This is a genomic window from Bordetella bronchiseptica (assembly GCF_900636925.1).
GTDB classification, from domain to species: Bacteria; Pseudomonadota; Gammaproteobacteria; order Burkholderiales; family Burkholderiaceae_B; genus Bordetella; species Bordetella pertussis.
Genome location: NZ_LR134326.1, coordinates 3,468,303 through 3,481,061, shown reverse-complemented (window position 1 = coordinate 3,481,061; position 12,759 = coordinate 3,468,303). Strand labels below are relative to the sequence as shown.

Genomic DNA, 12,759 nt, shown 5'->3' with positions numbered 1-12,759 from the left:
GCGCCGCTGGCGCGCACCCGGCGCGTGGGCGGCCGGGACACGTACAGGAGACAGGCATGGGAGGCGCCTCGACGGAGTTCATCGGGCTGCGGCAGCCGTCGGCATTGGCATTCGAAGACTTGACCACGCTGCGCATCTTCGTGCGCACGGTGGAGATCGGCAATTTCTCCGAGGTGGCGCGCCGCATCGGCGCCAACCCGGCGATGGTCAGCAAGCGCATCGCCAACCTGGAGCACAAGATCGGGCAGCGCCTGCTCAACCGCAATACGCGCCGGCTCATGGTGACCGAGGCCGGGCAGCGTCTCTACGACCATTGCATGCGCGCGCTGATCGAGCTGGACCAGGCCGCCGAGGAAATGTCGAACATGCAGGACAAGGCCAGCGGGCTCTTGCGCATGACGGCACCGGCCATGCTCGGCGAGGCGGTGATCGCGCCGCAGCTGCCGCAGTTCCTGCAGCAGAACCCGCTGCTGTCGCTGGACATCAATTTCTCGCTCGAGAAGGTCGACCTGTTCAAGGCCCGCATCGACGTGGCGGTGCGGATCGCCGATTCGGTCGATCCCGGCCTGGTGGCCATCAAGCTGGCGCCTTACCGGCGGGTCTTCTGCGTTGCGCCGCAATACATCGAGGCCAAGGGCACGCCCGAGCTGCCGGCCGATCTCATGGACCACAATTGTTTGATCACGCGCGGCTCGGTGCTCAACACCCGCTGGCCGGTGCGCCTGGATGGGGAGATCGGCAACGTGCCGGTCAAGGGCAACCTGGTGACCGACAACGGCCATGCCGCGCGGCTCGCCTGCCTGGCCGGCCTGGGCGTGATGATGGCGCCGCGCTGGCTGCTCGACGAGGACATCCGCGCCGGGCGCCTGGTGGAGGTGCTGGCGGACTACGTGCCGGACAACCGCTCGGTCTATGCTTTGCTGCTGCAGCGCACCGGCTTTTCGGCCAAGCTGCAGATCGCGATCGATTTCCTCAAGCGCTGCTTTGCCTCGATGAACTAATGCGAGCCGTCGCGCGCGGCGCGCGGCATGGCCGGGCGCCGCCGCTCGGCCAGGATGCTGTACAGATTGCCGGCCAGTATCATGCCGGCGCCCAGGAACAGCAGCGGCTCGATGGCCTCGCCGTAGAACACGGCGCCCACCACGGCGATGAGCGGCAGGCGCAGGAAATCCAGCGGCACCACGACGGTGGCGTCGGCCAGCGCCATGGCCCGCGCCAGGCAGTAGTGCGTGGCCAGCCCCATGGTGCCCACCACCAGTATCCACGGCCACACGTGCGGCGGCGGTGAACTCCAGTTGGCCAGCGCCGGCGCCAGGCCCAGCGGCAATTGCACCAGCGTCATGTAGAACAGGATGCACAGCGGCGTCTCGGTGCGCGCCAGCATCTTGGTCATGATGTAGGCCAGCGCGAAGGCGACCGCGCCCAGCAGGACCGCCAGCGCCGCGGGGTGGATCATGCCGCTGCCCGGCCGCACGATGACGAACACGCCCGCCAGCCCCAGCGCCACCGCCAGCAGGCGCGCCGCCGTCAGGCGCTCGCCCAGCAGCACGGCGGCCAGCAGGGCGGTCCAGACCGGCACGGTGAATTCGATCGCGAACACCTCCGCCATCGGGATGAAGGCGATGCCGTAGACCCAGCCGTACTGGGCCAGGAAATGGGTGGCGTTGCGCAGGACGTGCAGGCCGGGGCGCGCCGTGGCGACCTGCCGCCAGCCCGCGCGCCAGACCAGCGGCACGATGATCAGCAGCCCGCAGGCGCTGCGGAAGAACAGGATCTGGAATACCGAGACGTGGGCCGACAGCTCGCGCGTGGCGACCGCCATGGCCAGCAAGGAAACCAGCGCTCCGCTCATCCAGCATGCCGCGCGCGTGGTCGGCTGCCAGTTCGATATCCCCATTTTCTGTCTCCGGGCGCCCGCATGGCGTGATGGATTATGGCATCGCGTGGCCGGGCCCGGCTGTCGCGCCGGGAACAGCAGTTGTTCCGGCGCGCGCCTTGTTGGCCGGGCCCGCCCCGGTGCACGATGGGCGGCCGGACGGCGCTGCCGCCCGCGAACAACCAGGCAAGGAGGCATGCAGGCAATGAGCGAACAGTGGACCGATGTCGGCGGGGAAGACATGCTCACCGAAGAGGAGCCGGTGGCGGTCAGGGTGGCCGACCGGGAGATCGCGCTGTATCTGGCGCACGGCGAGGTCTATGCGACCGACAACCTGTGCACCCATGGCAACGCCCGGCTGTGCGACGGCTTCCAGGAAGGGCACGAGATCGAGTGCCCGCTGCACCAGGGGCGCTTCGACATCCGGGACGGTCGCGCGCTGTGCGCGCCGCTGACCCGCGACATCCGGACTTACCCTAGCCGCGTCGAAGGCGGCCGGGTGCTGGTACGGGTGGCGGGCGCGGATTGATCTTGGCGGGAATAGCTGCTGTTCCGGGCGTGCCATTGTCCCGCCGGACGCCGCATCGCACACTTTCCCGCATCGCACACATGTATGTCCTGGGCGGCCGCGCCCGGGCACGGAGATCCGGATGAAACTAGTCAGTTACCTCGATCGCACGCAGCGCGACCCCCAGCCCTCGTATGGGGCGGTGGTGGGCGAACGCATCATCGACCTGGCCACGCCGCAGGCGCCGACGCTGCGCGCCGCGCTGGCCCGCGACGGCGTCGACGGCCTGGCGGCGCGGCTGCGCCAGGCGGACGGTGCCGCCGGCCTGGCGCTGGCCGACGCGACCCTGCTGGCGCCCATTACCGACCCCGACAAGATCCTGTGCATCGGCCTGAACTACCGCCTGCACGCCGAGGAGGCCGGCATGGCCATTCCGGCCAGGCCGTCGACCTTCGTGCGCTTTGCCGGTTCGCTGGCCGCGCAGGGGCAGCCGGTGCTGCGCCCGGCGGAGTCGGACCAGTTCGACTACGAGGCCGAGCTGGCGGTCATCATCGGCAAGCCGGCCCGCCGCGTCAGCCAGGCGCGGGCCATGGAGCACGTGGCCGGCTACGCCTGCCTGGCCGAGAACTCGGTGCGCGACTGGCAGCGCCACTCCACCCAGGCCACGCCGGGCAAGAACTTCGTGCGCTCCGGCGCCTTCGGACCGTGGCTGGTGACGGCCGACGAGGCCGGCGCGCCCGAGGCCATGACGGTGATCGGCAGGCTCAATGGCGAAACCGTACAACACGACAGCGTCGCCAACATGATCTTCACGGTGGCGCAGCTGGTCAGCTATCTCTCGACATTCGCCGAGCTGCTGCCCGGCGATGTCATTGCCACCGGCACGCCGGCCGGCGTGGGCATGTCGCGCAAACCGCCGCGCTACCTGCGGCCGGGCGATGTGTTCGAGGTGGACATTTCCGGGGTGGGCGTATTGCGCAACCCGGTCGACGACGATTCTAGATAAAGGGACCACCCATGCTGTCATCGGCAATCTGGCTCAGCGAAGAGAACATTACGGCACTGGTTTCCCTCAAGGAGGCGATAGGCGTGCTGGAGACCGGGGTGCGCGCCCTGGGCACCGGCGAGGGTTTCAACATTCCCAAGGCGCTGGGCGCCTATGGCGACGCATCCTCGATGCACTCGCTGGGGTCGGCGCTGCCCGAAGCGGGCTTCTGCGGCTACAAGAACTGGATCAATACGCCGCGCGGCGCCAAGGCGGTCTATGTCCTGTTCGATGCGCACGAAGGCCGCCTGCTGGCCATCATGGAGGCCAACGCCCTGGGGCAGATGCGCACCTCGGCCATGACCGGGCTGGGCACCAAGTGGGTGGCGCGTCCCGGCGCCGACGACATGGCCATCATCGGCACGGGGCGCCAGGCCCTGGCGCAGGTGGCGGCCGTGCATGCGGTGCGGCCGCTGGCGCGCATCCGCGTCTGGAGCCCCACGGCCGAGAACCGCCAGGCGTTCTTCGAGACCTTGCGCGCGCAATTCGATACCGAGGTGGTGGTCGCCGATTCGCTGGCGCAGGCCTGCGATGGGGCCACCATCGTCACCACCGTCACGCGCGCCCGCGAGCCGTTCCTCGATGCCGGCGTGCTGGGGCGCGGCGTGCACCTGAACGCGGTGGGCGCCATCCTGCCGCACAGCGCGGAGTTCAGCCAGGACGTGTTCGCGCGCGTGGGCTTCATCGCGGTCGACGATGTGGCCGGGGCCCAGAAGGCCTCGCGCGAGTTCATCGACTATTTCGAGAAGGGCCCCGGCAAGGGCGACTGGAGCAGGGTGCGCCCGCTGGGCGAAGTCATCGCCGGCGGCGAGACGCCGGCGCCCGATTGCGACATCAGCCTGTTCAAGGCCATGGGCATGGGCATATCTGATCTGTCGGTCGCCGTGCTAGCGTATCAGCGCGCAAAAGATGCGCAGATCGGGCAATCCATTTCACTGATGGCCAACGCTCCGATCCGGCTGCCCGTCTGACGGGGTCGGATCGGGGGGCGGACCGGTATGGAACACAAGGAGACAACATTGGACAACAAGATCAAACTGGTGGACGTCAGCGGCCGGCCGGCCCGCGAACAGACGTTCTGGCCCACCGTGGTGCTGCCCAGGGCAGCCATCGAATCGGAGATCGAACGCCTGGCGTCCATCCCCGCGCCGGCCGACGGCCTGCGCGCCGCCTCGGTGGATCATCCGTCCAATACCGGCCCCATCCCGGCCTACGCGCCCGGCATCGACGTGCAGATCGTCGTGCTCAAGCCGGGCGAGCAGACCGAGCCGATGCTGCGCAATTCGAGCTGTGTCGATATGTGCATCCGCGGCAAGGGCCAGGTCACGACAGGCGCGAAAACCTTCCAGGCCGAACGGTTCGATGTGTGGAACACGCCGTCGATGACGCCGGTGGTCTACCGCAACGACGGTTCCGACCTGTTCGTGCGGCTGTGCTACAGCAACGCGCCGCTGCTCGAGCGCCTGGACGTGCACTATGTGGGCCAGGTGGCCAACGCCACGCGCCCGGGCTCCCAGGATGCCGCGCTGGCGGCCAGCCAGCGGCGCGCGCGCGACGCCGCCACCCCGATACCGATCGGCGAGGACGGCGCCCAGATGCTGGGCTACGAGTGGCTGGTGGACATCGATACCGTCGATTCGCGCATGCTGCACTGGCCCTGGAAGGATGTTTCGCCGCATCTGGAAACGGTCTACGGCATGGACCTCGCGTACACGGGACGCCATCTGTACGTGCTGTACAACCCGGCCACCGAGCGGCGCATCGGCACCTCGCACAGTTTCTTCGCCACCATCGCCAAGCTGCCGCCCGGCAAGGTCGACCAGCCGCACCGCCACACCTCGGCCGCCATCAACTACATCATGTGGGGCAACGGCAAGAGCGTGGTCAACGGCGAGAAAATCCAGTGGCAGGAGGGCGACCTGCATTTCTCGGCGCCGGGCTGGTCGGTGCACAACCACGCCTCGCGCGACCAGGGCTTCGTGGCGCTCACCATCCAGGATCATCCGCTGCATATCGCCATGGAGTCGCTGCTGTGGCAGGAAACCCTGAAGTCGCCGATCCTGAAGCTGGGCTCGGAGCAGGGGATCCAGACCAACCTCTCGCGCGTCGCCGCGTAGGCCCGCCATGAGAGACCGAATCGTTCCCATGGTGGCGCCCGTGCCGCGCGACCCGGCGTTCTTTGCGCTCGAGGCATCGGTACGCCGGCTATACGACGAGATCGCCGACATGCTCGACCAGGACCTGGTCGAGCGCTTCCCCGATTATTTCGTCGAGGACTGCCTGTACCAGGTCGTCTCGCGCGAGAACTACGCCGAGGGCCTGCCCCAGGCCAACATCTATTGCGACGGGCTGGGCATGGTGCGCGACCGCGTCACCGCCTTGCGCGAGACGCAGGTCTACGTGCCGCGCATCTGGCGTCACTTCATCAGCGGCGTGCGCATCACCGCCATCGATGGCGAGGATATCCACGCACGCGCCAATTTCCTGATCACCGAGGCGATGTCGGATGCCGATCCGACCATTTTCCTGGTCGGCCAGTACCTGGACGTGCTGGTGCGCGACGGCGACGAGCTGAAGTTCCGGCAGCACCTGGCCGTTTTCGACAATCACCACGTCAGGCGCTCCCTGATCGTGCCGGTCTGAGGGAAGGAGCATCCGATGGATCAACGAGTCAATCCGGCGGCCGAGGCCGGCCGGCAATGGCCGGCCGAGGGGTGGACCCGCGTGCCGTTCTGGGTCTATACCGACGCGCAGGTCTACGAGCGCGAGCTGGAAGCCTTCTACTACGGCCCGACCTGGAACTTCGTGGCTCTGGAGTGCGAGATTCCCGAGCAGGGCTCGTACAAGCGCGCCTGGATCGGCGAACGCCAGGTCGTGGTGGTGCGCGGCGAGGGCGGGCAGGTCCACGTCTGGGAGAACCGCTGCGCGCACCGGGGCGCGAGGCTGTGCTGGAAGAACAAGGGCCAGGAGACCTCGTTCACCTGCCCTTACCATCAGTGGAACTTCAACCTGGCCGGCCAGCTGCAGGGCGTGCCGCTCAAGCGCGGCGTGCTGAAGAAAGGCGGCATGCCGGCCGATTTCGATACCTCCGCGCACGCGCTCAAATCCTTGCGCGTGCATGTCGAGCGCGGTTCGATATGGGCCAGCTTCAGCGACGAGGCGCCGCCGTTCGAGCAGTACTGCGGCGCGGAGGTGATGGCCGGCCTGCACCGCCAGTTCGACGGCAGGCCGCTGCGGCTGCTGGGCTACAGCCGCCAGCTCATTCCCGGCAACTGGAAGCTGTACTTCGAGAACCTGAAGGATCCCTACCACGCCACGCTGCTGCATTCCTTTCTCATCACCTTCGGGCTGTGGCGCGCCGATACCCAATCGGAGAGCATCCCGCTCGACGACGGGCACAGCATGATGGTGTCGCGCAACGTCGGCAAGAAAAAGTCGGACGCGACCGCCGAGATCACGCGGTTCAAGGACGCGCTGGAGCTCAACGACCTGGACACGGTCACGCCGCGCACCGAGTTCGAGGACGGCAAGGTGGTCGCCATCTGCCTGTTCCCCAGCGTGATCATCCATCAGCAGGCCAACACCTTCGGCGTGCGCCACGTCATTCCCAAGGGCGTGGATTCGTTCGAGCTGGCGTGGACGTTCTTCGGCTATGCCGATGACGACGACGAGATGCAGCGCCTGCGCGTGCGCCACGCCAACCTGTACGGCCCGGCGGGCTTCGTCGCCATGGAGGATGGCGAGGTCCTCAGCGAATCGCAGCTGGGCGCGCACCACTACGGCCATCGCAGCGCCGTGGTGGAAATGGGCGGACGGGACGTGGAGCGGCAGGATCACATGGTGACCGAGGTATTGATCCGCGCCTTCTACAAGCACTATCGCGAGGTCATGGGCCTGTAGGCGGGGCCTGGTTTTCAAACCGGCAGCAAGGTTCCCGGCGAGGATACGCCGGCACGACAAGGACAGGAGGAGACATGAACAAGATCCAAGGGCAAAACGCCGCGCCGTCGCGCCGGCGCTTCATCAAGGGGGCCGGGGCGTTTGGGGCGGCCGCGCTGTTCGGCGGCGCCGCCCCGGCCGTGCTGGCGCAATCGCGCCAGCCGCTGCGCATCGGCGCGCTCAATTCGTACTCGAAGGTGTTCGCCGCGCTGGGCAATGCCAACCTGAATGGCATGAACATGTACTTCGACCAGATCGGCAACACCATTGCCGGACGCAAGGTCGAAGTGATCCGCGAAGACGACGAGATCAACCCCCAGGTCGGGCTGCAGAAGCTGAAGAAGCTGGTCGAGAGCGACCGCTGCGACATCGTCACCGGCATCCAGGCCAGCAACGTGGCCATGGCGGCGGTCGAGTACCTGCGCCAGAGCAAGGCCTTCATGCTGTGCTCGGGCGCCGGCGTGGCGCAGCTGTCGTATACCGGCATGCCGTACTTCTTCCGCTGCTCGATTTCGACGGTGCCCATCCATGCCACCATGGGCGAATGGTTCTATGACAACGTGGCCAAGGAAGCCTTGCTCACGGCCTCGGATTTCGCCGGCGGGCGCAACACCCTGGAAGAGTTCAAGGCCGGCTTCTCCCGCAAGGGCGGCCGGATCATCAAGGAGATCTATCCGCCGCTGGGCAACAACGATTTCAGCCCCTACCTGGCCGACATCCGCAGCATGAGCCCGCAGGCCACGTTCAGCTTCTACGCCGGCACCGACGCGGTGCGCTTCGTCAAGCAGTACGACGAGTACGGCCTGAAGGCCAAGTCGCGGCTGACCGGGTCGGGCTTCATGCTCGACAGCGACACCATTCCGGCGCAGGGACGCGCCGCCCTGGGCGCGCTCAATTCGCTGCATTACGCCGATACGCTGGACAACCCGGCCAACCTGAAGTTCGTGGCCGATTACCGGGCGCGCTTCAAGGATTATCCCAGCGTCTACAGCGAGTACGGCTACGTGGCCGCACGCATCATCCATCTGGCGCTGGAGGCCGTCGACGGCAACAGCGAGGACAAGGACAAGCTGCGCGCGGCCATGCGCGCCATCAAGCTGGACGCGCCGCGCGGGCCCTTCCGCTTCAACGAGGAAACGCAAAGCCCGATCCATAACGTGTACATCCGCGAGGTGGCCGAGGTCGACGGGCGGCTCACCAACAAGGTGATCCACACCATCCCCGACGCGATCGAGCCGCCGCGCCGCGCCGGCTGAGCGGATCCGTGCCGGCGGCCCGCTGCGGGCGGGGCGCCGGCGTGCTTGCATCGACTACGAAGGCGCTATGGATTTCGTCATTACACAATTGCTCAACAGCCTGGTCCTGGGCGTGTTGCTGTTCATGATGTCCGCCGGCCTGTCGCTGATCTTCGGCCTGATGAACGTCGTCAACATCGCGCACGGCTCGTTCTTCATGATCGGCGCGTTCACGGCCTACACGCTGGCGCAGTTCTCGGGCAACTTCTGGTTCGCGCTGGGCGTGGGCTGGATCCCGGCGGTGGCGGCGGCGGTGCTGATGGAACGGGTGTTCATCCGTCCGCTGTACAAGCGCGGCCACCTCGACCAGGTACTGCTGACCTTCGGGTTCATTTTCGTCTTCGGCGATATCTGCAAATACCTGTGGGGCGCCGATATCCGCAACGTCGCGCCTCCGGAAATGCTGGAGGGCAGCCTGGAGCTGGCCGGCGCCATCGTTCCCAAGTACCGCCTGTTCCTGGTGTGCTTCGGCGGCGTGGTGGCCGCCGCCCTGTGGTGGTTCCTGGAGCGCAGCCGCATCGGCGCCATGGTGCGGGCCGGCGTCGACGACGCCGCGACGGCGGCGGGCATCGGCATCAACGTGCCCCTGCTGTTCGGTTGCATCTTCGCGCTGGGCGCGGCGCTGGCGGCCATCGGCGGCATCGTCGCCAGCCCCATCCTGGGGGTATACCTGGGCATGGATGTGGAGATCCTCATCCCCGCCTTCATCGTGACGGTGGTCGGCGGCATGGGCAGCCTGCGCGGCGCGCTGGTGGCCGCCATGCTGGTCGGCGCCATCGACACCTTCGGCAAGGCGTATTTCCCCGACTACGCGCTGTTCCTCGTTTACCTGCTCATGGTGGTGGTGCTGCTCACCCGACCGCAGGGTTTGTTCGGCATTGCGAGAGCCTGACCATGAAGACCGCATCCAGACCTATGCTGTTCGCCCTGCTGTGCGCCGCGCTGGCGGCCGCGCCGCTGGCCAGTGACTATACGCTCGGGCTGATCTCGGAGATCCTGATTTTCGCCATCTTCGCGATGAGCCTGAACCTGCTGGTGGGATACACCGGCCTGATGTCGCTCGGACATGCCGCGTTCTTCGGCATGTCCACCTATACCGTGATCGCCCTGGGCGTGCACCTGGGCATATCGGGCTGGTGGGGCATCCTGGCCGGCGTGGCCATGGCCACCGCGCTGGCGGCGGTGATCGGGGTGTTCTGCATCCGCGTCAGCGGCATCCCCTTTCTCATGCTCACCATGGCGTTCTCGCAGCTGCTGTACGCCGCTTCGCTGAAATGGCGTTCGCTCAGCGGCGGCTCCGACGGCCTGGTCGGCTTCGTGCGGCCGGCGCTGTTCGGCGTCAGCCTGTCCGAGAGCGCGGTGGCGCGCTACGCCGTGGTCGCGGTCGGTTTCGCGCTGGTGCTGGTGTTCCTGTGGTGCCTGGTGCGCTCGCCGCTGGGCAGCATCTTCATCGGCATCCGCGACAACGAACAGCGGATGCGGGCCATCGGCTATCCGGTGCAGCGCTTCAAGCTGCTGTCGTTCATCATCGCCGGCTTCCTGGCCGGCGTGGCCGGGGCGCTGTACGCGCTGTTCAACGCCTATGTCTCCACCGACATCCTGCATTGGCACCTCTCGGGCGACGTCATGATCATGATGATCCTGGGCGGCAGCGGCACGGTGCTGGGACCGGCGATCGGCGCGGCGCTGTTCCTGCTGCTGAAGAACTTCATCGGCTCGTACAACGACTACTGGTCGTTCTGGGTCGGCGCGGTGTTCATCTTCTGCGTCATGTTCATGCGCGAGGGCGTATGGGGCTACGCGGTCGCGCGCTGGCGCGCGGCGCACCGCAGCGCGCCGCCGCAGGCGCCGCCCGAACCGCCGGTGGCCAAGGCCGTGCTGCGGGAGGCCAAATGACCATGCTCCAGACCGAGAACCTGTGCAAGGCCTTCGGCAGCGTCGTGGTGACCCGCAACGTCAGCCTCAGCGTGCGGGCCGGCGAGCGCCATATCATCATCGGCCCCAACGGCGCCGGCAAGACCAGCCTCGTGCACCAGCTGACCGGCCAGTTGAAGCCCTCGTCGGGGCGCATCCTGTTCAAGGGGCGCGACATCACCGGCGCGGCGCCGGACGCCATCTGCCAGATGGGGGTGGGCCGCACCTTCCAGAAGAACAACCTGTTCATGAACCTGAGCGTGCGCGAGAACGTGCGCCTGGCCGTGCAGGCCAAGCAGGGCGGCTGGTACGAGGCGCTGCGCGGCATCGAGACCCGCCATGCGCAATGGGAGCGCGCCGACCAGCTGCTCGAACAGGTGCGGCTGGCCAGCGGCGCCCGCCAGCGCGTCGGGGAGCTGTCGTACGGCGAGCAGCGTCAGCTGGAAGTGGCCATCGCCATGGCGGCCGAGCCCGAACTGCTGCTGCTCGACGAGCCCACCTCGGGCATGTCGCCGGCCGAGACCGACCGCATGATAGACCTGGTGCGCAGCCTGCCGCCGTCGCTGGCGGTGCTGATGATCGAGCACGACATGAAAGTGGTGTTCTCGCTGGCCGACACCATCACCGTGCTGTATTACGGCGAAGTCCTGGCAAGCGGCGCGCCCTGCGACATCCAGGGCAACCAGCGGGTGCGGGACGTCTACCTGGGAGGGAAGCACTGATGCTGGAAGTCAGCGGTATCAACACCTACTACGGCGCCAGCCACGTGCTGCGCGACGTGTCGCTGCAGGTGCGCGACGGCGAGGTCACCTCCATCCTGGGACGCAACGGCGCCGGCAAGACCACCACCGTGCTGTCCATCATGGGCTACCTGAAGCCGCGCAGCGGCCGCATCGCCTATCGCGGCCGCGATATAGGCGGCGCGCCCTCGCACCGCATCTCGCGCCTGGGCCTGGGCTTCGTGCCGCAGGAACGCGGCATCTTCGACAGTCTCACCGTCGAGGAAAACCTGACCGTGGCGGCGCGGCCCGGGCGCGACGGACGCTGGACCCTGGAGCGCATCTACGCGCTGTTTCCGCGCCTGAAGGAGCGTCGCGCCAACCGCGGCTTCCAGCTCTCGGGCGGCGAGCAGCAAATGGTGTCCATCGCGCGCGCCCTGATGCTCAATCCGTCCGTCATCCTGCTCGACGAACCTTCCGAAGGCCTGGCGCCCCTGATTGTCGACGAGATCGTCGAGATCCTGCGCAAGCTGAAATCCGAAGGCATGGCGGTCCTGCTGATCGAACAGAACCTGAGCGTCGCGCTGGACCTGGGCGACACGCATTACGTGCTGTCCAAGGGGGAGGTGTGCTTCACGGGCGACAGCGCCGCGTTGCGCGGCAACGAGTCGGTGCTCAGCACCCACCTCAGCGTCTAGGGGGCGCCATGGACCAGCGCGGGCTGTTCGTGGTCACCGGCGGCAGCCGCGGCATCGGCGCGGCCATCGCCAGGCTGGCCGCGCGCGACTATCCGGTCGCCATCCTGTATCGCGCCGACGCGGCCGCGGCCGAAGCGGTCGCCGGCGATATCGCCGCGCAGGGTGGCCGCGCCGTGGCGCTGCAGGCCGACGTCGGCGACGAAGCCTCGCTGATGGACGCGTTCGCGCGGCTGGACCGGCTGGGCCGCATCGCGGTGCTGGTCAACAACGCCGGCGTCACCGGTGGCGTGGCGCGGGTCGAGGACGTGGCGCGCGGCACCCTGGAAGAAGTGTGGCGGGTCAATGTGCTGGGCGCCTTCCTGGCCGCGCGCGAGGCGGTGCGCCGCATGTCGAGGCGCCGTGGCGGGGCGGGCGGCGCCATCGTCAACGTGTCTTCCGGCGCCGCGCAATTGGGTTCGGCCGGCAGCTGGGTGCACTACGCGGCCACCAAGGGCGCGCTGGATACGATGACTGTGGGCCTGGCGCGCGAGGTGGCCGGCGAGGGCATACGCGTCAACGCGGTGCGGCCCGGCGTCATCGATACCGAGGTGCATGCCCAGCGCACGCCCGAACAATTGCGGCGCATGGTCGGCGCCATTCCATTGGGCCGCATGGGCACGGCCGGGGAAATCGCCCAGGCCGTCGTCTGGCTGGCCGGCGAGCAGGCCTCGTACGTTACCGGCTGTCTGCTGGACGCGCGCGGCGGCTTCTAGGGGCGGCGCGTGG

General features: G+C 67.7%; 14 protein-coding genes. 13 read left to right on the top strand and 1 reads right to left on the bottom strand.

Going from position 1 to position 12,759, the window contains the following annotated elements:
* Positions 1 to 56: 56 nt before the first annotated feature.
* Positions 57 to 1,001: a LysR family transcriptional regulator gene (locus tag EL288_RS16210; protein WP_003809824.1), complete on the top strand. Its 945-nt coding sequence runs from the start codon at positions 57 to 59 to the stop codon at positions 999 to 1,001.
* On the opposite strand, the gene EL288_RS16205 is transcribed toward EL288_RS16210, so the two are convergent.
* The gene (locus tag EL288_RS16205) at positions 998 to 1,897 is read right to left on the bottom strand and encodes a DMT family transporter (RefSeq protein ID WP_003809826.1); all 900 of its coding nucleotides are present in this window, start codon (positions 1,895 to 1,897) and stop codon (positions 998 to 1,000) included. The two genes, EL288_RS16210 and EL288_RS16205, sit on opposite strands and share 4 nt — an antisense overlap.
* 184 nt (positions 1,898 to 2,081) lie before the next feature.
* Here EL288_RS16205 and EL288_RS16200 point away from each other — a divergent pair, with 184 nt between their 5' ends.
* The 12 genes from EL288_RS16200 to EL288_RS16145 all read left to right on the top strand — a co-directional run bounded on the left by EL288_RS16200 (position 2,082) and on the right by EL288_RS16145 (position 12,746).
* Positions 2,082 to 2,405 carry a non-heme iron oxygenase ferredoxin subunit gene (locus EL288_RS16200; protein WP_003809828.1) on the top strand — a complete coding sequence of 108 codons (324 nt, stop codon included), beginning with the start codon at positions 2,082 to 2,084 and terminating at the stop codon, positions 2,403 to 2,405.
* Positions 2,406 to 2,526: 121 nt separating this feature from the next.
* Positions 2,527 to 3,390 (top strand): fumarylacetoacetate hydrolase family protein, encoded by an 864-nt coding sequence (locus EL288_RS16195; RefSeq protein WP_003809830.1) that lies wholly within the window; start codon positions 2,527 to 2,529, stop codon positions 3,388 to 3,390.
* Positions 3,391 to 3,401: 11 nt separating this feature from the next.
* A complete protein-coding gene (locus EL288_RS16190; protein WP_003809832.1) occupies positions 3,402 to 4,400 on the top strand; it encodes an ornithine cyclodeaminase family protein in 999 nt (332 codons plus the stop codon).
* A 27-nt stretch (positions 4,401 to 4,427) separates the two neighbouring features.
* Positions 4,428 to 5,546: a cupin domain-containing protein gene (locus EL288_RS16185; protein ID WP_003820013.1), complete on the top strand. Its 1,119-nt coding sequence runs from the start codon at positions 4,428 to 4,430 to the stop codon at positions 5,544 to 5,546.
* A gap of 28 nt (positions 5,547 to 5,574) precedes the next feature.
* Positions 5,575 to 6,072 (top strand): aromatic-ring-hydroxylating dioxygenase subunit beta, encoded by a 498-nt coding sequence (locus EL288_RS16180; RefSeq protein WP_033458834.1) that lies wholly within the window; start codon positions 5,575 to 5,577, stop codon positions 6,070 to 6,072.
* Positions 6,073 to 6,087: 15 nt separating this feature from the next.
* Complete coding sequence (locus EL288_RS16175) at positions 6,088 to 7,329, top strand: aromatic ring-hydroxylating dioxygenase subunit alpha (RefSeq protein WP_003809837.1); 1,242 nt, start codon at positions 6,088 to 6,090, stop codon at positions 7,327 to 7,329.
* Between the two features lie 74 nt (positions 7,330 to 7,403).
* A complete protein-coding gene (locus tag EL288_RS16170; RefSeq protein ID WP_003809839.1) occupies positions 7,404 to 8,624 on the top strand; it encodes an ABC transporter substrate-binding protein in 1,221 nt (406 codons plus the stop codon).
* A gap of 67 nt (positions 8,625 to 8,691) precedes the next feature.
* Positions 8,692 to 9,555: a branched-chain amino acid ABC transporter permease gene (locus tag EL288_RS16165; RefSeq protein WP_003809840.1), complete on the top strand. Its 864-nt coding sequence runs from the start codon at positions 8,692 to 8,694 to the stop codon at positions 9,553 to 9,555.
* A gap of 23 nt (positions 9,556 to 9,578) precedes the next feature.
* Entirely contained in the window at positions 9,579 to 10,559 is a 981-nt protein-coding gene (locus tag EL288_RS16160) for a branched-chain amino acid ABC transporter permease (protein ID WP_223851092.1), read from the top strand.
* A complete protein-coding gene (locus tag EL288_RS16155) occupies positions 10,556 to 11,299 on the top strand; it encodes an ABC transporter ATP-binding protein (protein WP_003809845.1) in 744 nt (247 codons plus the stop codon). Before EL288_RS16160 ends, EL288_RS16155 begins: the two co-directional genes overlap by 4 nt.
* Positions 11,299 to 11,994 carry an ABC transporter ATP-binding protein gene (locus EL288_RS16150; protein WP_003809848.1) on the top strand — a complete coding sequence of 232 codons (696 nt, stop codon included), beginning with the start codon at positions 11,299 to 11,301 and terminating at the stop codon, positions 11,992 to 11,994. The genes EL288_RS16155 and EL288_RS16150 overlap by 1 nt, the downstream gene beginning before the upstream one ends.
* A gap of 8 nt (positions 11,995 to 12,002) precedes the next feature.
* Positions 12,003 to 12,746, top strand: a complete 744-nt coding sequence (locus tag EL288_RS16145) for an SDR family oxidoreductase (protein ID WP_003809849.1) — start codon at positions 12,003 to 12,005, stop codon at positions 12,744 to 12,746.
* Positions 12,747 to 12,759 lie beyond the last annotated feature (13 nt).